The 21354-nt window shown below is 59.3% G+C and carries 25 protein-coding genes and 1 tRNA gene; 9 read left to right on the top strand and 17 right to left on the bottom strand.

Annotation, left to right across the window (positions count from 1 at the left end; genetic code table 11):
- Positions 1-628, bottom strand: a 628-nt coding sequence (locus ACILSI_RS18175; protein ID WP_395723327.1) for a pyridoxal-phosphate dependent enzyme, incomplete at its 3' end; no start/stop codon positions are given.
- Between the two features lie 161 nt (positions 629-789).
- On the opposite strand from ACILSI_RS18175, the gene ACILSI_RS18180 reads away from it, so the two are divergent.
- Positions 790-981, top strand: coding sequence for a hypothetical protein (locus ACILSI_RS18180; protein ID WP_395723328.1), 192 nt, complete (start codon positions 790-792; stop codon positions 979-981).
- A 508-nt stretch (positions 982-1489) separates the two neighbouring features.
- Here the strand turns inward: ACILSI_RS18180 and ACILSI_RS18185 are convergent.
- The 3 genes from ACILSI_RS18185 to ACILSI_RS18195 all read right to left on the bottom strand — a co-directional run bounded on the left by ACILSI_RS18185 (position 1490) and on the right by ACILSI_RS18195 (position 3406).
- A complete protein-coding gene (locus ACILSI_RS18185) occupies positions 1490-2146 on the bottom strand; it encodes a hypothetical protein (RefSeq protein WP_395723329.1) in 657 nt (218 codons plus the stop codon).
- Positions 2147-2208: 62 nt separating this feature from the next.
- Complete coding sequence (locus ACILSI_RS18190) at positions 2209-3150, bottom strand: hypothetical protein (RefSeq protein ID WP_395723382.1); 942 nt, start codon at positions 3148-3150, stop codon at positions 2209-2211.
- Positions 3065-3406, bottom strand: coding sequence for a tyrosine-type recombinase/integrase (locus ACILSI_RS18195; protein WP_395723330.1), 342 nt, complete (start codon positions 3404-3406; stop codon positions 3065-3067). The genes ACILSI_RS18190 and ACILSI_RS18195 overlap by 86 nt, the downstream gene beginning before the upstream one ends.
- Before the next feature lie 101 nt (positions 3407-3507).
- On the opposite strand from ACILSI_RS18195, the gene ACILSI_RS18200 reads away from it, so the two are divergent.
- Together ACILSI_RS18200 and ACILSI_RS18205 are read left to right on the top strand one after the other, a co-directional pair.
- Positions 3508-4569, top strand: a complete 1062-nt coding sequence (locus ACILSI_RS18200; RefSeq protein ID WP_395723331.1) for a transposase — start codon at positions 3508-3510, stop codon at positions 4567-4569.
- 285 nt (positions 4570-4854) lie between these two features.
- Positions 4855-5076 (top strand): hypothetical protein, encoded by a 222-nt coding sequence (locus ACILSI_RS18205; RefSeq protein WP_395723332.1) that lies wholly within the window; start codon positions 4855-4857, stop codon positions 5074-5076.
- Positions 5077-5128: 52 nt separating this feature from the next.
- On the opposite strand, the gene ACILSI_RS18210 is transcribed toward ACILSI_RS18205, so the two are convergent.
- The 4 genes from ACILSI_RS18210 to ACILSI_RS18225 all read right to left on the bottom strand — a co-directional run bounded on the left by ACILSI_RS18210 (position 5129) and on the right by ACILSI_RS18225 (position 8164).
- Entirely contained in the window at positions 5129-5452 is a 324-nt protein-coding gene (locus tag ACILSI_RS18210) for a hypothetical protein (protein ID WP_395723333.1), read from the bottom strand.
- Positions 5453-5743: 291 nt separating this feature from the next.
- Positions 5744-6247 carry a hypothetical protein gene (locus ACILSI_RS18215; RefSeq protein ID WP_395723334.1) on the bottom strand — a complete coding sequence of 168 codons (504 nt, stop codon included), beginning with the start codon at positions 6245-6247 and terminating at the stop codon, positions 5744-5746.
- A gap of 97 nt (positions 6248-6344) precedes the next feature.
- The gene (locus ACILSI_RS18220) at positions 6345-7076 is read right to left on the bottom strand and encodes a zinc-ribbon domain-containing protein (RefSeq protein ID WP_395723335.1); all 732 of its coding nucleotides are present in this window, start codon (positions 7074-7076) and stop codon (positions 6345-6347) included.
- A 137-nt stretch (positions 7077-7213) separates the two neighbouring features.
- Positions 7214-8164: an efflux RND transporter periplasmic adaptor subunit gene (locus ACILSI_RS18225; protein ID WP_395723336.1), complete on the bottom strand. Its 951-nt coding sequence runs from the start codon at positions 8162-8164 to the stop codon at positions 7214-7216.
- 115 nt (positions 8165-8279) lie between these two features.
- Between ACILSI_RS18225 and ACILSI_RS18230 the strand changes: the two genes are divergently transcribed.
- From ACILSI_RS18230 to ACILSI_RS18240, 3 genes are read left to right on the top strand one after another with little or no spacing between them, the layout of a single operon-like run.
- Positions 8280-8492 (top strand): hypothetical protein, encoded by a 213-nt coding sequence (locus ACILSI_RS18230; protein ID WP_395723337.1) that lies wholly within the window; start codon positions 8280-8282, stop codon positions 8490-8492.
- 45 nt (positions 8493-8537) lie between these two features.
- Positions 8538-10160, top strand: a complete 1623-nt coding sequence (locus ACILSI_RS18235; protein WP_395723338.1) for a sialate O-acetylesterase — start codon at positions 8538-8540, stop codon at positions 10158-10160.
- A gap of 15 nt (positions 10161-10175) precedes the next feature.
- Positions 10176-11195 carry an SAM-dependent methyltransferase gene (locus tag ACILSI_RS18240; protein ID WP_395723339.1) on the top strand — a complete coding sequence of 340 codons (1020 nt, stop codon included), beginning with the start codon at positions 10176-10178 and terminating at the stop codon, positions 11193-11195.
- An 11-nt stretch (positions 11196-11206) separates the two neighbouring features.
- On the opposite strand, the gene ACILSI_RS18245 is transcribed toward ACILSI_RS18240, so the two are convergent.
- On the bottom strand, positions 11207-12250 hold the full coding sequence (locus ACILSI_RS18245; RefSeq protein WP_395723340.1) for a zinc-binding dehydrogenase: 1044 nt from the start codon (positions 12248-12250) through the stop codon (positions 11207-11209).
- A gap of 106 nt (positions 12251-12356) precedes the next feature.
- Between ACILSI_RS18245 and ACILSI_RS18250 the strand changes: the two genes are divergently transcribed.
- The 3 genes from ACILSI_RS18250 to ACILSI_RS18260 all read left to right on the top strand — a co-directional run bounded on the left by ACILSI_RS18250 (position 12357) and on the right by ACILSI_RS18260 (position 15000).
- A complete protein-coding gene (locus ACILSI_RS18250; RefSeq protein WP_395723341.1) occupies positions 12357-13256 on the top strand; it encodes a sterol desaturase family protein in 900 nt (299 codons plus the stop codon).
- Between the two features lie 103 nt (positions 13257-13359).
- Positions 13360-14850 carry a TIGR04222 domain-containing membrane protein gene (locus ACILSI_RS18255; protein WP_395723342.1) on the top strand — a complete coding sequence of 497 codons (1491 nt, stop codon included), beginning with the start codon at positions 13360-13362 and terminating at the stop codon, positions 14848-14850.
- Between the two features lie 75 nt (positions 14851-14925).
- A tRNA-Arg gene (locus tag ACILSI_RS18260) sits at positions 14926-15000 on the top strand.
- Between the two features lie 544 nt (positions 15001-15544).
- Here ACILSI_RS18260 and ACILSI_RS18265 read toward each other — a convergent pair.
- From ACILSI_RS18265 to ACILSI_RS18300, 8 genes are all read right to left on the bottom strand, one after another.
- Positions 15545-16132, bottom strand: coding sequence for a hypothetical protein (locus tag ACILSI_RS18265; RefSeq protein ID WP_395723343.1), 588 nt, complete (start codon positions 16130-16132; stop codon positions 15545-15547).
- A gap of 133 nt (positions 16133-16265) precedes the next feature.
- A complete protein-coding gene (locus ACILSI_RS18270) occupies positions 16266-16628 on the bottom strand; it encodes a hypothetical protein (RefSeq protein ID WP_395723344.1) in 363 nt (120 codons plus the stop codon).
- 101 nt (positions 16629-16729) lie between these two features.
- The gene (locus ACILSI_RS18275; RefSeq protein WP_395723345.1) at positions 16730-17026 is read right to left on the bottom strand and encodes a HigA family addiction module antitoxin; all 297 of its coding nucleotides are present in this window, start codon (positions 17024-17026) and stop codon (positions 16730-16732) included.
- 12 nt (positions 17027-17038) lie between these two features.
- Complete coding sequence (locus ACILSI_RS18280) at positions 17039-17320, bottom strand: type II toxin-antitoxin system RelE/ParE family toxin (RefSeq protein WP_395723346.1); 282 nt, start codon at positions 17318-17320, stop codon at positions 17039-17041.
- 207 nt (positions 17321-17527) lie between these two features.
- Positions 17528-18481, bottom strand: coding sequence for an AAA family ATPase (locus tag ACILSI_RS18285; RefSeq protein WP_395723347.1), 954 nt, complete (start codon positions 18479-18481; stop codon positions 17528-17530).
- A 176-nt stretch (positions 18482-18657) separates the two neighbouring features.
- Positions 18658-19647 (bottom strand): hypothetical protein, encoded by a 990-nt coding sequence (locus ACILSI_RS18290; protein WP_395723348.1) that lies wholly within the window; start codon positions 19645-19647, stop codon positions 18658-18660.
- Between the two features lie 92 nt (positions 19648-19739).
- Positions 19740-20000: a helix-turn-helix domain-containing protein gene (locus ACILSI_RS18295; protein WP_395723349.1), complete on the bottom strand. Its 261-nt coding sequence runs from the start codon at positions 19998-20000 to the stop codon at positions 19740-19742.
- A 115-nt stretch (positions 20001-20115) separates the two neighbouring features.
- Positions 20116-21288: a tyrosine-type recombinase/integrase gene (locus tag ACILSI_RS18300; protein WP_395723350.1), complete on the bottom strand. Its 1173-nt coding sequence runs from the start codon at positions 21286-21288 to the stop codon at positions 20116-20118.
- Between the last annotated feature and the right edge of the window lie 66 nt (positions 21289-21354).

Consider the following 21354-nt stretch of genomic DNA (forward strand, 5'->3'; position numbering starts at 1 on the left):
TGGCGAAGGCGGTGTCACCAAACGTGTCCTTCACCACGCGCTGCGCGTCGTCAAAGGTGCCGGGAACGGGAATGGCGAAGACGTTGTCCGCACCGGTGCAGGCCATCTGGCGCTCTTGCAGCGGTGCCACGCGGCCGTTTGGGTAGAGAATGAAAATCGTGATGCCATCGCGTCCCAGGCAGCCGTGAATCGCCGCCGAACCGGTGTCGCCCGAGGTCGCGCCGAGCACGGCAAGGCGTTTGCCGGACTTTTCGACCTGACGTTTGTAAAGCAGGCCCAGAAGTTGCAGCGCGAAGTCCTTGAAGGCCAGCGTCGGGCCGTGAAACAGCTCCAGCACATAGGTTTTCTCCGTGATCTTGCGCAGCGGGGCCACGTCCGGCGAATCAAAGCGGCGATACGCCTCCGCCGTGAGCTGATGCCACTCCGCGTGGCTGATCTCCGGCGCAAACAGCGTGAAAAACTCCGCCGCCAACTGCGGATACGTCAACTTCGACCAGGCAGGCAGCTTGTCGGCGATGCTCGGCAGCGTTTCCGGCAAAAACAGGCCGCCATCCGGTGCCAGCCCGGCTTCAACGGCTTCAGAAAACGTGTGCGGCTTCGTTTGTCCGCGGGTGGAGAGGTAATGCATGATCGAATCAGTCAGGGCCCACTCATGCGTGGGATTTGGCATTGCTCAAGTAGTCCAGTTGCGCCGCAACTGGATTGTGGCCTGGAACGCCCTGTTGCAGCATGCCAGGCATGCGTTAGTTTCAACTCAACATGAGCCGGACCGTTCAACTCACAGTGCCTATGCCCGCCGGGCTGGCCCGCTTGCGTTTTCCCAAGGCGCTGGACGCCCGTTTGCAGTTTTTGCTCGATGAACAAGGCCGCAGGGGCAAACTCTCCGCCGAGGAGAAGAAAGAGGCCGAGGGGCTGGTCCAGATGGCCGCCACTTTGTCGATCCTGAAGCTGGGTACCCAGGTCAAAATGTTGAAACCCTGATCGAATGGCCGTCCCAAAGGTCCACGATCGGAGCGTTGAACCTGAATAGCGCCGAGCATCTGATTATCCGTGTTTTCGAAAAGAGATTGGGACGGCACCCGCCTCCGGGGCAGTTGTGAGCTTGCCGTATGAGTATCGCTCACGATGGGGCTCCTCCTGCTGCGGCGGAACAGGACTACTTTCCTATCCGCGCGATAAACACATCCACCTGCTGCACTATACACCGCATTGTGTCGTGGTTACCGCATGGTTGGTGCGGAGCTGGTGAGCTTTGCGAACCACACTGGAAGGGCTGTTCATCGGCGGGTGCGAATCGGAGGCGAGGCACGAGCCGAGATAGACAACGAGGCACGAGTTGCCCGAAGGGCGAGATGAGCGCAGCGAACGAGTCAACCGGAGACGATCAGGAGCACACTCCTTTGCGGCAGGGGCGGGAGCGGGCGGAGCTTCTTCACGGCTGGCAACGGTGCGGAGCTGGCCCGCTGCGCGGGCCACTCGGGAAGCGTATTCACAGCCATTCGCCGTGCTGCAAACTACGAAACGCATCAAGCGCCAAGAAAGAAGAAACATTTTTATTCGCTCGTTGTGGATCTAACTTCTGCAGCGCCAATATTGCCGACTCTTCAAGGGTCGAAAGAGGGATGTCTTTTGCAGACTCGACGCGCAATTGCGTTCGTGCAAATTCAACAGTTTCTCGGAGGAGTGCCATATGATTTTTGATCGCTGCCGCATTCAGAACTGCCTCGGCTAATCCTGGTTGCTGAAGGAATCTGTCCTCTGCTACAGCCAATGCCTGGCAGAATCGAAGCGCATTGTCTTCCGAGTATGGGGTCCACCAAGCATCTACAATGTCAGGCTTGGCAAATTCGGGGGGCAGCCATTGGCATCTTTCTCCCGAATCAAGGAAGCTGCCAATACGTGCATATGCAACATGTGGGAAGCCAGGAGGCATGTAACCCCAGGTGAACGTTGGAGACAGATAAAAGGCACCTGTGAAAGACTGATCAAAATATTTTGATGATTGTATTCCAAGATTCAAAACCAGCCCACTCGTCGTGCGCTTGTACAGATGAAGAAAGGCTCCATAAGTTTTGCCTGCAACAGGCCGGTATCCCTGTTTGTCGGCACCAACTTCCAATAAATCAGACAGTTTTTTCTTGGTCATTGTAGAAGGATTCGGTCAGCCAATTGTGAGATCTCAGCGCGGCGTATTGCCTGCTTAAAAGCCTATTTCGTTTTCTCCTTCGGTTTGGGGCCGATAAAGGTCGACGAACCTGGCTGAAACTTGGGATCTTTGGGGTCGTAGAGAATGGTCCTTGGCTCTAAATTACTCTGCTCCTTCATTAATTTTTCCCGTTTATCGGCCGATGCTCTTCCACTCTCAGTGTCAGGCTTGATGATGACAGCTTCATTATCTTTAACGGCATCTTTCCGAACATTTTGACCATTGTTTAGCGTCATTGGGACTTCTGTTTGATAACCTTTGGCTTGTAGTTCTTTTTGAACTTGGCGGTGCGCCTCTTGGCCTGTCTTCGAGGCAGAGGCAGTTGTTGGGTTGTTGCTGCCCTTCTTCTTTCCACCCATTGCCTTGTCCAGTGCCTTATCGGCAACAATGTCCAGCAGTACAGTTGGATCGCCCGTGGCAACTGCGGTTCCAACATCGACAACCGTCTCAGCAGTATCAATGGCCTTCTCGACTTTGCCTTTAGCCGCAGCCAAGCGGGCTGCTTTCGTTGCGAGTCCGACACCGCCCGGAACGCCAGGAGTAGCAATGGCCGCTGCATCCAACACAATGCCAACTCCATCCCAAATCGCGGAACCCACATGCCCCTTTTTGACATTGCTCCAAAGGCTGGCTGCTCCAACACCAATGGAAGGCACACCCAAGACGAGATCTTCTGCCCACAGCCCGTGTGCATCGAAGCTCGTCCAAGGGTTCTGCTTCACATAGGCATAGACATTTGGGCCATCCTCAATGCCTTCCGAGACATGGCCGAGCCACTCGCCTGAGCTGACCCCCATGGGGGATGCGTCCGGGTCTGTCTCACTCACCCGAATGAAAGCCTGGCTCGTCGTGGCAGGCTCATGGCAGACCATCCTGCCCCAACAACTGGTCCGCGCACCCAGGAGCACAAGGATGCAGAGGCAAAGCTGGAGGATCAGGCGCATGGGACACCTGTCTCTTACCCGTTGCCGGTCCGTCAGGGAAGGATTTTTCACGGCAGGACGGATGCGTGCGCCGATGCACCTGCTGCAGCAGCTTGATGGAGACCTCGGTGTAAATCTGGGTTGTCTCCAGTTTGGCGTGGCCGAGCAGTTTCTGAATGACCCGCACATCGGCCCCATGCTCCAACATGTGGGTGGCACAGGCATGACGCAGGAGATGGCAGCCGCCCGCGCGGCGGGGATGTGCCTGATGAATCATCTGCTTGATCAGGCCGCCCAGCGAGCCGGTACTGAACCCGGGGGAAATGGGGTCAGTGTGCAAAACCTTGACAGAACGGCTTCGTGCGTTGAAATCGGCGCATGGCACGCAGCATCCGCATCCAGTCCGCCGGGGCGTATTATCACGTCATGGCCCGTGGCAACCGTCGCGAAGACATTTTCCATGATGACGATGACCGGCGCTTCTTTCTACACACGCTGAGCCAGGCATGTGAGATGACGGGTTGGCGCGTGCATGCCTGGGTGCTGATGAGCAATCATTACCATCTCTTCATCCAGACGCCGGAGCCAAATCTCGTGGCAGGGATGTCATGGCTGCAAAACACGCTGACGCGTCGTTACAACGTGCGGCACCGCAAGTGGGGGCGGCTGTTTGGCGACCGTTACAAGGCGGTGGTCGTGGAGGGCGAGGATCGTTACCACTACCAGACGCTGATGGACTACATCCACCTCAACCCGGTGAGGGCGCGGATCATCCGGCCCAAGGCTGGCCGGAGCGTGATGGACTACCCCTGGAGCAGTGTCGCGGGCGGTTACGCGCTGCCACCCAAGAAGCGTGCGAAGTGGCTGGACGCGGCGGCGGGCCTGAAAGCCTTCAACCTGGCAGACACGGCGGCAGGTCGGCGTGAAATGGTGGAGCGGCTGGACAAGCGGGCGGTGAGCGAGGAGATCAAGAGCTGCGGAGTGCCGCCACAGACGGAGGGGTTGGATGCACGGGCGAGTCACCTGAGGCGCGGATGGTACTGGGGCACGCAGGCATTTGGCGAGGCGCTGCGCAAGCTGGGGCAGAAGCTCTTGAAGAAGGCCGCGCCGGTATCGCGAGCCTATCAGAGGCATGAACTGGTGCGGGAGCACGGCGAGCGGCAGGCGGAGGCGTGGCTGGCGCGGGGGCTGAAGGCGGGAGGTCTGACGACGGCCGGGCTTGCCAAAGTGAAAGGATCGGACCTGCGGAAAGTGCTGCTGGCGGATCTGCTGTGGCGGCGGACGGTGGTGTCACAGGAATGGCTGGCCGAGAAGCTGGCGATGAAATCGGCCGCGAATGTGAGCCAGCAGCTCAGGCGTCTTGACCGCAAGCTGGCGATGAGGGAAGCTCCCGAGGAATTGAAACACTTTCTGGAGGAGGCCGATGCCGCGAATTCATGAATACGATCATTTTGTCAAGCAGTTGCACCCTGACCCCGTTTTCCCTGCGAGGGCGGACGGGTCAGGTACGATGTACCTCCCAGCGAATCCAACAGCTATGCAAGTAAAGCATGAGCTAAGCCATTTCCTGGACTTTAAGGCAAAGGGTTTTGACGCCTATAGGGCAATGGGTGAGGCAGGTCGTGAGGCATCCGTGCTACAGAGACTTCAAGGCAACCGCGTTTGGGGAAATCTCAACGCAACTGAAAAGGCTTGGTCAACTCAATATCCAACCACTTTTGTGAAATGAATAACAAAGAAACGAAGCAGATTGCTGCGCAGTATTTGATCTCAAGGCGCATTGATTTTGTACCTGATGGTGACGTGACAAATATTTCCTCCTCCCTCTCTGAAGTGAGGTTTCTAATTCCAGAGGCACTAGATCCCAACTTGGTTGTCGATCCACAGGATGTTCGTGTGATTGTCCATCATGAGTCGCGCACATGCGAACTTGTACTCCAAATGTGAATGAACAAATGAACCCACGGGAGCCGGGGTCAGGCAAAAATTGACAAAATGCTCACGCAGCTTGTGAGCGTGAGAACGTCAGAAAACTCCCCTCCGGTTGGTGCAGGCGAGCGAGGGCGGCGATGAACTTGGAGGCGTCGCAGAGCAGGCGGAGGCGGTCATTGTGGCGGAGCCGCCAGCGGCGCGGCAGCGGGTGGGCGGTCATGATTTGCTGGAAGTGCTCGCGGTCATACTTGACGCGCAGCTCGTGGGCGGGAGCGGTGAACGTCATGCCGTCCTCCTTGTGCCGCATGGCAGGCAGGGTGCTCCAGACGGGAATGGTGGCCGCGCCGCTGTGGAGCCTGCTTTGGGCCGTCTCCCATTGCAGGCGCGACACGTGCCAGCCGTCGCGGTACAGATGTTCGAGGTGGCGCTTCCAGCAGCTTGAGCGTAAGCGTCACGTCGAGCACCTCTGGTCTGAGGTTGCGTTTTGATTGGGACCGTTACGCGGCTTGGCGTTGATCTATTGACTGCTGAGCCTTGGCCCAGGCGGCCGGCGTCACGTCCTTGATCTGTCGGTTGGTCAGCGTGGGCAGGCGGGTGAGCACGTCGCGCAGGTAGGTCTGCGTGACGCTTACGACTCAATGGTTCTCTTTCCGTCTGAGCGACGAACAGCTTGAACAAGGCTTCACCTGGCTTTCTCTGCTTTGAGCGCTGCCTCGTAACCTGGGTTCTTCCACTTCATCGGCAGGGCGCCGTATTCTTTGAATTGAGGGTTCGTCTTTTCATAAATGATGTCCTTGAGCAGGTATTTGCCCGAGACGGCCTTTTCATTGGAACTCATGATCTGGAGTTCGATTTTGGCTCCAGGGGCGATGGGGGAGAGGTCGGTGTAACCGGCATCCTGGATGGTGTCGGCCAGCGCCTTGCCCTGTTCGTCGAAGAAAATGACCGTGCCGTTGATGAGTGAGACCGGCATGTCGGACACATTCGCCACTGACATGGTGAACGTGGGCATGACAGGGCTGATGCCGCGTGTCAGGGGGGCTGTTTCGACGGGTGGCTTGCCAGCCTGGATAAGCTGGTCGATCGGGGTGGTGGCGACGGCGGGCCGGGCCGCTTCTTTGTTGCAGGCGGCGATGAAGGTGACGGCTGTCCAAACCGCGATCAGGGCGTGAGTGGTGTGTTTCATGAGGCAAGCATGAGCCTTCGGGGCTCTCAAAGCCACTGGATCCGTGAGGCCGATTTTGTGGTTTCGGAGGCTGCTTTTGCCTTCGCTGGCAGGTCTTTTACCTCACCGTGGCATTCACGGTGGCTGGCATGCGGCTGCGTATCAGACGCTCCACGCTCGGATAGTTCTGAGGGGTGCAATAGACACGGATGCGGGAGAAAATGCCGCCCTTGAGGAAGATGACCTGCTGAACAGGATGGAAGCAGACCTTGCGCAGGTCCTGCCAGGCAATCGTGGTGTTCTCCTGCGAGGCGCCGATGGCCCCGGCTCCGACCATCCCCGGTTTGCCTGCCAGGACGCCGAGGACCATGGCGGTCCGGTTGATGTTGGTCACCCGTTTGGAGGCGGATTGCATGTTGACGCCGAGTGCATCGACCCTGAAGGCCAGGGGCAGCCGGTTGCCCATGATGATGACAAAGATGAAGGTGCTAAGGAAGATCAAGACCACCGGCAAGGCCAAAAACAGGAGCGCCGCAAACAGCCCGTCCTTGCCGCCGGAAATGCCCAACAAGGGGATGAAGATGGCCGCGCAGACCAGCGTGGTCACGAGGGTCCACTTCACCAGGTCACCGAGGAAGAAGCGGTTGTTGATGAGTTTCATCTCCGACTGCCATTCGAGCTCATCCGCAGGCTGCGGCGAGGCATCAGCCGCAGAGGGCATCGCCACAGCGTCTGACAACTGGCCTGGCACGTCAGTGGCGGATTGCGGCACGGCGGCGCCGCATTGCTCGCAGAATTTCGCATTTGCCGTGAGTGCGGCACCGCATTGGGAGCAATAGTGGCTTTTCATGGTGTCAGCGGCGGCAGGACGATGGTTCGAATGGAACCTCTCGAAAGCTACCGATACGCCTGCCGCCTGCCGGGCTGTGCTTGCGATTGTGCCACCACTTTTTGTGGCTGCCTCAGGTGATGGCGTGCCCGGTTCGTTTACTTCTTCCGCGCAATGAACACATCCACCTGCTGGCCGACGTAGAGGTTCTCGCCCTTGGGTTTTTCGAGTTCGTAGATGATCTGGAGTACGCGGGTGTCCACGCGCTCGGTGCTGGCGCCGGTGAGGGAGACCTTGGGGATGACGTAGGGTTCGATGCGGACGAATTTCACGGTGAACTTCCGCGTGGAGTCGCTTTTGAGCGACATCGTGGCGGGGCGGCCGGGGGCGACGCCCATGGCATTTTGCTCATCGACGTCAGCACGAACGTGGAGTGTGGAGATGTCGCCGAGGACGAGGGCGGGCAGGCGATTCTGCGGGGAGGCGTATTCACCGGCGCGGATGTTCACCTGGAGGATGGTGCCGTCGCGCGGAGCTTTGACGGTGAGGCGGTCGATGAGCAGCGCGGTCTGCTGCACGTCGGCCTTGGCGGCGGAAAGCTGGGCCTCGGCGGCCTGCTGCTGCGCTTTGGCGACAAGTACGTCGTTGCTGCGGTTGCGCAAATCGTCCTGGCTGATGGCACGCTGGTCGGTCACGGATTTGAGGCGGTCGAGCATGTCCTGCACCTTGGCGAGTTCGGCGCGGCTGACTTCCAAGTTCGCCTGTGCGACGGCGATGGCGGCCTCCTGCCTGAGCTGGGAGGCGCGCAGCTCGCGGTCGTCGAGAATGAGCAGCGGGTCGCCTGCTTTGACGACTTGATTGACCTCAACCTTGACCTCCTGGACCAGTCCGGCCATCGGCACGCCGATGGCGACGTTCTCTCCCTTCGCTTCCAGAATGCCGGTGGCGGCGATGTCATCGGGCGCGTTTTTTTGCGGCGGTGCCACGGGCGGCGGCGGAATGGCGGACTCCTGGCTGCGGAGCTGTTGCAGCACCGAACCCATGGCCAGCACTCCAGCGATGGCGAGGATGAAGGTGGAGTAGCGGATCGCGGTGGAGACGAGGTTCATGCGGGAGAGTAAATGACGAATGCGGAATGCGGAATGACGAATGTGCGGAGGTTTACGTCTGGCATGCGTGGGCGGAGCAACTTGCGCGATGAACAGGACGCTCTAGGCTGCGTCCATGGACCGACCCGCCGCCATCGCCCAGATCCGCGAATCCTGCAAAAACATCGCCCTTCAATTCATGAAGATTCATCCCGCCGTGCCCGGTCTGGCGGATGAGGAGACGCAGAAGGAGTGCTTCCGCTGCGTGCATGAGATGACCGTGCTGCTGGAGACGATCAAAAAGAAGATCGGCCGCCTGGAGCGTGCGGACGACAGCACACTTCTCTGACATTTGGCTTACTTGCCCCGACCGCGGCCCCCACGACATTTTTCCATGAGACGGATTCTTTTTCCCACCCTGCTGCTTCTCGCCTGCGGCCTGCAGGCCGAGGTCAAACTGCCCGCCATTTTCTCCGATGGCATGGTGCTGCAACAGCAGCAGCTCGTGCGCGTGTGGGGCACCGGCGAAGCCGGTGAAGATGTGAAGGTGACCTTCGGCGACCAGACGCACAGCATCGTGACCGATCCGACCGGCAAGTGGTCCATCACACTGAACCCGATGAACGCGAACGCCACGCCCGCTGATCTCGTGGTGGCTGGCAAGAACACGATCACGCTCAAAAACGTGCTCGTGGGCGAGGTGTGGATCTGCTCCGGCCAGACGAACATGCAGTGGACGGTCAAGCAGGCCGGCAACGCCGAGGCCGAGATCGCCGCCGCGAAGCATCCGCAGATTCGCATGTTCAATGTGGAGCGAGTGCCGAGCCTGACGCCGCAGTCTGACTGCAAGGGCGCGTGGAAAGAGGCCACGAGCGCGAATGTGGGCGATTTTTCCGCCGTCGGTTACTTCTTTGGCCGCCACCTGCATCAGGTGCTCAAAGTGCCCGTGGGCCTGATCAACACCTCCTGGGGCGGCACACGTGTCGAGGCCTGGACGAGCCGCGAGGCTCTCGAAGAACGTCCCTGCGCCAGCGAGATGCTCGCCGACTGGAAAGATCTTGCCAGCAAGTGGGATGCCGCGAAGGAGCAGGCCGCCTTTGAGAAGCGCAAAGCGGAGTGGCAGGCGCTGGTGAAGCAGATCGACGCAGAAAACGCCAAGCTGCCTGCAGACAAGAAGAAAACCAAGCCGCAGGCCCCACGCCCGCCTGATGACCCGAACACAACGCCTCATCGTCCGAGTGTGTTGTTCAATGGCATGGTCGCCCCGCTCGTGCCTTACGGCATCAAGGGGGCCATTTGGTATCAGGGCGAGTCGAACCAGAAGCGGGCCTTCCAGTATCAGGAACTGCTGCCAACCATGATCAATGACTGGCGCAAGCAATGGGTGGACGCCTTTTCCTTCTACATCGTGCAACTGGCGAACTACGGCAACCGCCTGCCGGTGGCGAAGGACGCTGGCGTGCCAGACACCTGGGCCGAGCTCCAGGAAGCGCAGACGCTCACCGCCCAGACGCTCGACAAATGCGGCATCGCCATCATCAACGACATCGGCGAGCAGAACGACATTCATCCCAAGAACAAGCAGGAGGTCGGCCGCCGCCTCGCGCTCTGGGCGCTGGCGAAGGACTACGGCAAGAACGGTGCCGAATACTGCGGCCCGCTGTATCTTTCCTCCGTCATTCAAGGCGACAAGGTGCGCGTCCAGTTCACGCACACGGGCACCGGATTGAAAACGCGGGATGGTGGCGAGCCGAAGCATTTCCAGATCGCGGGCGCGGACCAAAAGTGGGTGTGGGCCAAGGCGAAGATCGAGGGCAGTGAGGTCGTGGTGTGGAGCGAGTCCGTGCCGCAACCCGCCGGCGTGCGCTATGCCTGGGCCGCGTGGCCGGAAGGTGCGAACCTCATGAATGCCGGGGGCTTGCCCGCTTCCTGTTTCCGCACGGATGATTTCATTCCGTCCACGATTGGCGTCGTCTCGCCCTTCAAGGAGAACACACCCGCTCCGGTGAAACCTTGATCGTCTGACCTGCTCGTGTCTCTTTTCCTCGCCGACTCCGATTCTCTCACGTTCCTCGCGGATGAATTGCGCCGCAGCGCCCCGGAAGCGGCTCAAACGCAGATCTCGGGCCTCGGCATCGCCGCCGATGTGAAACTCGACGGCCTCTGGCTCGCCTTTGCCCGGCAGACGCTGCCAGACGCGGTCGAAGTCAGCGCTGCGTCGATCAATGCCTGGGCGGATCGTATCATCGACACCGTGGCCGGACATTTCCCGGATGACCAGCCCTGGCGTCTCCATCTCTGGCCGCACTACGGCGAGGGCCGGGCAGGGCTGAACCGCTGTGAGCTAATCCGCGCGAGCGTGATTGAGCGCCTGAAGAAAAAGCGCCGACATCTGCTGCGGTCCATGATCGACTCCGATGCCGTGTTTGATACGCAAACCTCCCTCGTTCAATGCATCCTCACATCGCCTGAGACAGGCTGGCTCTCCACCAGCCTCGCGCCTTTGCCACACACGCGCCGCCATCTGATTTCGAGCTTCCCACGCGGCGAGGTGCCGCTGGCAGATGACAAAAGCGCCCCCTCACGCGCCTTCACGAAGCTGGTCGAGTCTGAGCAGCGCCTAGGCCGTCGCATCGAGCGCGGCCAGACCTGCGTCGATCTCGGCGCGTCGCCAGGAAGCTGGAGCTACGTAGCGATTCAACGTGGCGCGCACGTCATCGCCGTGGATCGCTCCGAATTACGTGAGGATCTGATGCTTAGCCCGCGCCTGCGCTTTGAAGCCGCCGACGCCTTCAAATACCAGCCGCCGCAGACCGTGGACTGGCTCGTGTGTGATGTCATTGCCGCCCCGCAGCGCAGCATCGACCTCCTGCTCGAATGGCTGCGCGGCAAACGCATGCGGAACTTCGTCGTCACCCTCAAATTCAAAGGTCACGACGAGTACGCGCTGCTCGAAAGCCTCAAGCGCGCCGCCCCGCCGCTCTGCGCTGAATTCCATCTGACCCGCCTCTGCGCGAACAAAAACGAAGTCTGCGCCTTTGGGGTGGTGTGAGCGTGTGAGGCTCAAGAATACTCCAGCAATGCCTTGATCACCTTCCGCTCGCTCACGGCTTTGAACGCGTCGGTGATGCGTTCCAGCGGGAAACGGTGGGTGATGAATTCGGCGGAGGTGAGTTTGCCCTCGCGAATCCACTGGCAGAGCGCGGTTTGGGATTCCTTCTCGTAGCGGCGCGTCGGCCACTGGTGGACGAAGAGGTTGAAGTTGAAGTCGGCTTTGGATTTGTCGATGTGCAGGACGCCGTGGGTCAGCACGCCGTAGATGCAGTGCGATCCGCCGCGACGCAGCATCGGCAGGCCCTGCTGCACGATGTCGGGATGACCAACGGCGTCGATGACGGCATCGAGCTTCTTGCCGCGAATCTTCGCCAGTTCTCCGATCTCCAGATCACCGGGCTTGAAAGCCGCATCGGCTCCGAAAGCGAGCGCCTTGGCCTGTTTGTCGGCATGGCGGTCCACGATGCCGATCCAGCCGAGTCCAAACAGCCTGCCGAGCTTCACGAAGCTCAAACCGACCGGCCCGGCACCGTAGATGAGCACGTCATCGCCGGGTTGAAGATGGAAATCGCGAAACGCTCCCAAGACCTCGCGCCAGGTGCAGAGCAGCACGGCCTGCTCGGGTGGAATGTCGGCATCGACGCGGGTTTGAATCTCAAACACCTCGACCCAGCCATGCGCTTCATCGGCTACGCCGTCGGCGACCATCGCCTCGTGGTCATTCGCCAGCGTGAACTCGCCAAAGCCACCCCAGCCGGAATCCACGCCCTCTTTTTGCAGATCAAACACGAGTCCGCCCACGGCGCGATCCCCGACACCGAAGTTCTTCACCTTCTCACCGACCTCGACCACGATGCCGACGCTTTCATGACCGAGGGCGAAGGGAAACTTGTCCTCCATGCCGGGAAACTTGCCGCCGAGCAGCTCGGAGTCGGTGCGGTTGCACAGGCAGGCGCATTCTGTGCGCACCAGTGCCTGATACGGCCCCGGTTTAGGCTGCGGCGTGTCGAGGATGGCGAGTTCTCCGGGTGAGATGGCGATGACAGACTTCATGGGCGGTGCATCGAACACTTGGGCTGTGGGAGTGCAAGCAATGAGATATGTTTCGCCATATCTGCGCTGGAATCCCGCACGTTTCTTGCTTTGAAAAAGCCTGCCCATGCTCCGCACTCTGCTCGACTACCTGCTCTGGCCCTTGATTCTCATGGCCGCATTGATTCCGACCGGAATTGGCATCGCCAACGGCCAGGGGCCACTGGCCTTCAACATCACTTACTTCAGCCTCGCGGCGTTGCTCTTTGTGCTGGAAAAGGTTTACCCGCATGAGAAGCAGTGGCTGCATTCGGATGGTCAGGAGATTCCCGATCTGGCGCACACGGCCTTCACCAAATCGTTCGTGCAGTTGCTCATCATCTCGATGACCTGGCTCGGGCTGGCCAGCGTGGTCGGTGGTGATCAAGGCACCGGCTTCTGGCCGAATCACTGGCCGATGTTCTTCCAGGTCGTGCTCGGCCTCGTCATCGCCGAGTTCGGCCTCTACTGGGCGCACCGCATCGCGCATGAGTGGATGCCGCTGTGGTGGTTCCACGCGGTGCATCACAGCTCGAAGAAGCTGTGGTTCTTCAACACTGGGCGCTTCCACATCATTGACACGCTCAAAAGCGCGGCCTTCTCCGCCCCGCTGCTGGCGCTGGCCGGCGCGCCAAAGGATGTGGTGCTCTGGTTCGGTGCCATCACGGCCTACATCGGCTTCCTGACGCACGCGAACATCCAGATGCGCTTCGGCTGGCTGAATTACCTCTTCAACACGCCCGCGCTGCATCGCTGGCACCACTCCATGGACCTGCGCGAGGGAAACAAAAACTACGGCGAGAACCTCATGATCTGGGATTTGATCTTCGGCACCTTCTACGACGACGTGAACCGCCGCCCGCCTGTTGAGATCGGCATCAACGCCGCGATGCCGAAGTCCTTCTGGGGCCAGATCGTGGAGCCCTTCCGCTGGAACAAATTCCAAGCCGCCGCGAAGGCCGGCGAGGTGAAGCGTGAGCTGCTTTGAGGCTGACGCATTGGCATCTTGCGTCATTGTGACGAATTCGTCACAATAGGTTTCGTGCGCCTCCCCTGGGGCATGAGCGAGCAGTTCATGCGTTAAACAAACTATGAGCCATACACAATGGACGTCTGAGGTTCAGGCGCAGTGGGCGAAGCTGGAAAGTCTCCGGCTCGAAAACAACAACGCGGTGTTCGATTTCTCGGCACGGCTAAGCAAAGAAAACGGCTGGACCCGGGCCTTCACCGCCCGTGCGATCCAGGAATACAAACGCTTCCTCCTGCTGGCGATGCAGGCCGGTCATCCGGTGACGCCCTCCGAGGCCGTCGATCAGGTCTGGCATCTGCATCTCGTTTATACGCGCTCTTACTGGCAGGATATCTGTGCCAACGTGCTTGGACGCCCTCTGCACCATGAGCCAACCGCCGGCGGCCTTGATGAAAGCGCGAAGTTTCATCTGCAATACGAGCGCACGCTCGCCAGCTACCGCGGCTTCTTTGGTGAAGAGCCATCCGCCGACATCTGGCCTTCCGCCGAGGAGTGCTTCAAGCCCAAGCTCAACCGGTGGGTGGATGTCTCGCGGCATTGGACGCTGCCGAAGCCGGGATGGCTGAAACATCTGCGACCGCGCTATGTCATTTCCGTTGCCGCGGCTGCCGTTCTTGCTTTTGCGCTGGCGGGCTGTGGCGAGCTGAACGTCTTCGACTATCGCGGTGAGGATTTTTTGCAGTTCTACATCACTGGTTTCGGACTCGCCTATCTTGCCTCGCTGCTGCTCATGCACAACGCGCGTGCCGACCGGCAGGAGCGCCTGAGTGATGCGACGCTGAGCGATCCGTATGAGATCGCCTTTCTCGGCGGCGGTGGACGACGCATGGTCGATGCCGCGCTGGCGGCTCTTTTCACCCGAGGATTGCTCAAACTGGACACGCCGAAAAACGGCCGTGCCACCCTGGGTGCCTCGCATCTGGGTGATGACACCGGGATGAATCCTGTGGAGCATCAGGTGTGGCGGGCACTGCCGACGGGCTCAATGACTGAGGTGCGCCATGTGCGGAAAGCGCTCATCCCGGTGGCGCAGGCCATGCAGGAGTCTCTGGCGGAGCGTGGCTATGTTTTCCATCCATCAAAGCTCACGCGCCTGAGCTGGTTTGCGGCGCTGCCGATGCTGTTCATGCTCCTGGTCGGCGCTTACAAGGTCTGGGTCGGCATCAGCCGTGAGAAGCCGGTGATTCTGCTGATCGTCTGCCTCTTCATTAGTGTGATCGTGCTGTGCCTGCGCATGTCCTTGATGCGCAAACGCACTGCCGCAGGCCAGGCGCTTTGGAACAGGCTCAGCCGTCGCAAGCATATCAACCCGCTGGTCGAGCGGGAGGGCACTCACGTTCTTGATCCGACGCTCGCGGCGATGGCGGTGGCCCTTGGCGGCTCTGCCGCGCTTGCCACACCCAGCTTTCAGCCCTTGCACAGCGCCATTCATCACCAGACTCCCGGCTCAGGCGGCGGTTGTGGATCCGGTGGCTGTGGCAGCAGCAGCGGGGGTGGCGGCTGCGGAGGAGGATGCGGCGGTGGCGGGTGCGGGGGCTGTGGAGGAGACTGACCTCCACGCATCGACATCGCCCTGAAAACGACTTGCCGCCCTCCAGTGCCCATGCGAAGCATCGGCCCGAATCAAGCGCCCGTAGTTCAACGGATAGAATGGTGGTCTCCGAAGCCGCATATCCAGGTTCGATTCCTGGCGGGCGCACCAGTCAGAAAATGGCTGAAATCCTTGTGGATCAATGAGCTAATGGCTAAATCAGCTTTCCGCATTGAATTGTTCAAATGAGCATGTAAATGCGCGGAAATGCACCGAAATGCGGTCAAAAACCATTACAAAACCATTACAAAACCATTACAGATTTTGGGCGGTTGGCGACGGTTGGCATCTTGGGGCACGGAAACGTGAGAGAAATGCTGGGCATAGCTGCCCGCAGGGTGCCAAAAGAGGATAGTGTTGAAGCTCTGCCCCGTGTAATGGTTTGTAATGGTTCGCGCCCCCTTGGTTAACTGATTCACAGGTTGTTCCCTCTCTTCAATCAGCTATGTGCCAAGCCGTATGGACACCACAGAAAAACTCAAAGCAGACATTGAAGCACTCCGAGCAAGGGTTGAGCGAGGCGGGCTCACTGACGACGAGTGCGAGGAAATCAGAGACGCCATCCACGCAAAGGCATTTAGCATCGCTAATGCTGACTGGCTCCTCGAAGAATAGCCAATGCCGCTGTTCAGGCTAGAGTGCGCAGTTCAGCCGGTCATTCCTTGATAACCGTAATGCGCTGCGCTCGCCAGCTTCCAGCCTCTCGGAGGCGTTGCCAGATGCCGCTCTCGGTCTCGGGCATGGGGTCGCTTGGCGGTATCTCTTGATTGATCTTGGCGTAAATCCAAGCACGGGCGGCTCTGACTTGGGGGTGTCGTAGAAGGCGGCTCATGCTTGCCGTGGCGGCCCGGCGCTTCCTGGCGTCTGGAAACACTCGCAAATAGGCATCGGTGTAAGGCGGCATCGAAAACAGGGAGCTGCGGCCTCCTTTGGTAGCAGTGCCGACAGAAAGAAGCGCAAACATCCTGTGGCTGTGGCCGATGGGCTTCTCGATCTGGCAGCGGTAAGGCGGGAGTTTCGCGGCTGGGGTGCTGCTAACTTGCCATACAATGCGCGAGGGGCGGCCTGTGCGTGGCTTGCACATCTCGATTTTGATGAAACCAAGCGCGGCGGCTTCTTCGATCTCCCATTCCCAGACGCTAAACGAACGGGCGAACTCGCGAACGGGCAAAGAACCGGCTTTCATACTGAGAATGCGCTGGATGCGGTCGAGACGTTCGCGGCAGAGAGTGAGAGGGCGCATGGCGGACGCTGGGAGTCAGCAGCACGTTCTGCAAGTGAGGGGTAAGCTCGAAGCGAAACTCCTGGCCTGTTCAATGACAACCTCGCCGGGCTGGCGGCGGCTTCTCACATCGGGCTTGATCTGGCGAAGCTGCTCAAGAATGCGTTTGACTAGCCTCAAGTGCTTCGATCTTCCTTCTCTGCTCCAGCTTCTTGCGCTCAACCCACAGGGCCAGGAGGGAATCCCCACGGCTCCAAGTTGAGAGGGTGAAGATGACGGATAAAGCGATGATGATGAGGCCAATAGTCTCAACCTCATTTCTGTCTGTCCATTGCCACTGCGAAAATAGATAAATACCGAGGGCGGCTTGGACGGCGCAAAGGAATGTTAGGAGCCATTTCGCAGCCCCTCCTTGAGTGCCGCCCGGCTTGGGTGGCGGCAAGATGTCGCCCGCCCTCGTGGGGCTGTCATAGATGGCCTGCACTCGGGCGGCTTCTTCGGCAGAAATGAGTTTCATAATCCTCAGTAATCGTCCGTCGCTGGATGCCTGTCCATTGCTCATCGAGTTTCTATCCGTCGCGTGCCGACTCTTCATCAGAGACTCGCTAGTCTATCATTTCACGCTGCAAGTGCGCAAGGTTTAATGCGTGCAAGCACAGGGCGCATTTCGGCCTCTGTCACTTGGCGGTCATAATGGGCTTGCAGGTTGAGCCAGATTTCGGCAGGCCATTGGAAGTAGCGAGCGAGACGCAGGGCGGTGTCTGCCGTGATGGAGCGTTTGCCCTTCACGATTTCATTGATGCGGCGCGGTGGAACGCCGATGTCGTTGGCGAGGCGGTATTCGGACAAGCCAAGCGGCAGCAAGAAATCCTCGCGGAGAACTTCACCGGGATGGATGGGGGCGTGTGTTTTCATGGCGTGAGAGGGTTAATGGTAATCGACGATTTCGACCTCATGCGGCCCGTCTGACTCCCAGCGAAAGCAGATGCGCCATTGGTCGTTGATGCGGATGGAGTGCTGGCCTTTGCGGTCCCCTTTGAGCGCTTCCAGCCGGTTGCCGGGCGGAACGCGAAGCTGGAGCAATTCTGTGACGGCATGGAGTTGGGCGAGCTTCCGCAGGGCCGTGCGATGGATGTCCGGCGGGAAGGCGCGGACTTTCTCCAGTCGAAACAGGCGGGCAGTGTCTTTGCAGGCAAAGGAACGAATCATGCATTGAAGTGAGTTCATAATAACGGGTGGCGTTATGAGTGGCAAGAGGGAAGTTTTGCGGCTGAATGGTGGAAACTGCCGGTTGCCATCTGGTTTCCGTGCGGTTGCCCTTGTTGGCTGGGGAGTTTCCAAAAAGTTTCCAACGAGTTGCCGGGGCAGGAATGGGTTTCCAAGTTTCCGAGTATAGGCATGGCAACTTGGAAACCGTCATTCATCCGGCCCGCGTTGACGGATGCGGTACTCTGTTGTGGTGAGTGGCAGGAGCTTGTTTTTACTGCCGCTGATGCGGCCCTCTTTGAGAGCTTTCCCCGCCCACTTGCAGATGGTGCCTTTATGCTTGCCCATCATCTCGGCGATGTCCTTCTGATGCTCCACCCCATCAAGGACGTGTTGAATGAACTGCTCGTACTCGGTCGTCTGCGCGGGTTCGCACAAGATGGAGGCGTGGCCGGTGTCATCGGTGGTGAAGTGCCAGAGAAGATCAGGCATGGACTCACCAGCGTTGCGGCTTGGTTTGGCAAAGTGGCTGATGAACTTCGCGCCGGGTTCGCCTTCACTTTTGGCGTCCCGAAGTTCAAGAATCCACGAGCAGGCATCTTCCCGCTTGGAGTGACCGCGCATGAGTCCATTTCTGCCCGCGTGGTGGATGACAATCACGGCGATTTTCCGGCGGCGAAGTTCCAGCAACCACTGCCCGATGGGTTCGTATTCGTTACCTTTGTTCTCATCCACGCCGGAAGCCAGGGCGCTGAGGTTGTCGAGAATGAGGCACTGAAAGCCTTTCTCCACGATCAAAACGGTGAGGGCTTCGCGATGGTCAGCGCGGGCGATATTCAAACTGGTTTCAAGGGTATCAAATACAGTTTCGTGATGGAGGTAGGTCACATCTCCGGCCCCCAAGGCAAGGGCACGAGAACGATACTGTGTGAGTTCCAGCGGCATCTCGCCATCCACATAAAGCACGCTGCATGTCTGCTCTCCGGCCTGCCATGCGCCTATGGGGTTACATTGAGAAATCGCGGCGGGCAATGCCATAGCCAGCCATGTCTTGCCGACGCCACGCGGCGCGAAGATGTACCCCAGATCGGCGGCGCATAGCCAGCAGTCGAGAAGTCGGGTTCTTTTCGGCACCTGCATCTTTTCGAGGTCTGTTGCGGACACAAGGCAAGCGCCAAGATTGATCCCGTTTGGGTCGCCTGCGGGCGGCGGATTGGATTCTTTTTTCTCTGCCCCTTGGATTAGGGCTTGGAGCGCTTCGCCTTTGATCTCTTTTGCCAATCCAACGGGCGCTGTGGGAACTGGTGGCTTGCTTGGTTGGCTGGCTTTGAATGAAATGCTCATAGTGGGAGAAGTGATGGATCGAAATAGATGGGGAGTTGAGTCTTGCCGTTGTCGCGCTGGCCGTAGGGCAGGCGGATGAATTGAGATGGCGTCCAAGTGGCGCGGTCGGCACCGATCAGGCAGGCGTAGCCAAACAGTGAGCGTATTGCTTCTTCTGATGCGCCGATGACCGGGCACCACCCTTGAAGCGATTTGCCGCCGCTCCAGACAACCAGCGCCAGCGGTGCGAGAGTGGCAAGGTGATGCAGGAGGCAGGCGCATAGATCACGAGAATGGAGCAAGCCGTGCCGTGCTCCTGTCGCTGCAAGGTGTGCATCGGCTGCGCAGGCTTCTGGCTTGAAGTCGAACTCGATGACCAGAAAGCGGCGCGGGCCGGTGTTGGCATTGGTCTTGGGGCTTTGCTTGCCGTCCTTGGTCACTCCCTCGGGCGCACTCATCGGAGAGGGCACAATGTATTGCAGCGGGGCTTTGAGGCGGTGCCATGCGTCCCGTTCGCGTGTGGCGAAAGCATCCTTTTGCCAGCCCATGCACAAGAGCGGGTTTCCGGGGAAAAGCATGGCGAGCATTTCCTGGGCATTGGACTCGCTTTCATCTTCAAAGCGGCGTGGTGAAGCCTCCCAAAGATCACTCTCGCCGTAGCCTTCGGAGAGAATGGCTTCGATCATTTCATCATTGCGCTTCGGCCATGAAGCGGGCGGGTTGAACTGCTGTGCGTGTTGCGGTGCTCCTGGTTGCCAGTCGCTTTTGGCGTTGCGGATGGCCTCTCGAATCTCGCGTTGAAGATTGCGGCGTGTGCCGTGCGTGGTTGCAGAGAGAAGCGCTTCGATGCTTTCATCGTCACGCCAAGGTTTGAGTGCGCAGGCTACGCGGTAGAGCCATGGATGAACGCCGGTTCCTTCTGCCGGTGGCGAGGCAAGTAGATCTTGAATCCAGCGCGGGAGTTCGCGGGAGTGGAGCGCAAGAGCGCAGTGGGATAATGAGTGCATGGGGCGCAAGGTATGGTTGCGCCGGGTATGTTTTCGCCTACTCTACATGTAACGACACGCGAGGCCGGGCGGGCGAAAGCTCCCCGGCTTTGCTATGCCTGGGAGCGGGTTCCGGTGCTTGCGAGCTTTCGTGCCTTGGGCCGGACATGGAAACGCTCGTGCAAGGTGGCTTCGATTTCGGCGAGGTCGTAGCGAATGGACTTTCCGATTTTGAAGTGACCTAACACGCCATTGCGGGTGAGTTCGTCAATGTATCGCAAGGACAAGCCGCAATGAGCGGCGAGTTGCTTGCGGTTGATTTTACCAGCAGGAAGGCTGGAAGTGATGGGGTCTGTCGGGGATGGAGTATTCATAGCCGACAAGGCAGTGGGAATCACTCCATCAAATGTCAAAGGGATATTGCACGCAATTGTACCTCACTGCACAGCGAAGTGCTAAACCTCACACTAGTTTATTCGTCTTCAACGATCATGCCGCTTGGTTTATGGAGATGATGTTAGACGGCGTCACCTTTTTTGGCATGATAGCGAAATAAGCCTCGGCATCTTCGGGCCGTGCGAGTTCGCGGTAGTGCTGGAACAAAACGGCGGTGTTCGTGTGGCCGAGTTGCAGCGCGGTTTTGGCGGCGTCCTGATGCAGGGCCAGATGGTAGCTGGCGAAGGAATGGCGGGCGGCATTGGAAGGCCACTGGATGCCCGCCTCTTTGCGGGCGAGGTCGAAGCGGTCTTTGTGCCGCATTTCCGTCAAGCGCACGGGGCCGGAGCGTTGCGCGTTTGGCTCCAGCCATGCTTTCAGATTCGGCGTGATGGCAACAAGGCGGCGCTGGCTGCTCTTGGCATTCTCGGCAGTGACTTCGATGAAGTCGCGCTTCAGATTGACCTCGCTCCAGTCCAGCCGCGCAATCTCCGCCGTGCGCAGTCCTGCAAAGAAGCCGATGGCGAGAGCGGGAACGATCTCCGCCGGGGCGGCAGCGAGCACAGCGGCGGCATCTGCGGGCGTGAGGATGCCGGGAGCCTTCCGTATCACCTTCACTTTCGCAGCGCGTGAAACCGGGTTTTCCTCGGCATAGCCACGGCCTGCGCAGTAGCCAAAGAAGTTGTGAAGCAGGCGGCGGTGCTTGTCCTTGGACTGCGGGGCGTTCTTGAGGCCGAAAATCCAGGCGTCCACGTCCTTCGTGGTGATCTCTGCCACGAGCCGTTTGGCGTGCTTCTTGGCGAAGCGTTCCAGCCGATAGGTGAAGTCCCGCAGATGAACGGCGCTCACGCCCTCCTTTTCCCGCGTCGCCACAAACTCATCATACGCGGCCAGCATGTTCACCGAACGGCGGCGCAAATGCAGGTGGTCGGCGTAGAACGTCAAGGCGGCATCCAGGGTGAAGCCCTTCACGCCTGCGGAGGTGAAGGACTCCGCCAGATCACGGGAGCGAATGACGGCCTTGCGCTCCGCATCCGTGAAATCGCCATGTTTCCGCCCCTCGTTCAAAAGCTCCACCTGCTTTTCAGCCATGAAGGCATCCGCCCCCTCCGGGCCAGAGCGGGCGGTGAAGTACTTCTGTTCTCGTTTATCTCCCTGGCGGAAGGTGACGCGGAACTTGTAGCGCGGGTGTTTGACCTTCTTGAGGGTAACGAGCTGGCGGGCCATGATCGCGCCAAACTGCATGGAATTGCACCAAAAGCCACCGAAAAACCATTACAAAACCATTACAGG

Origin of the sequence: Prosthecobacter sp., assembly GCF_044232965.1 — a bacterium.
Taxonomy (GTDB): domain Bacteria; phylum Verrucomicrobiota; class Verrucomicrobiia; order Verrucomicrobiales; family Verrucomicrobiaceae; genus Prosthecobacter.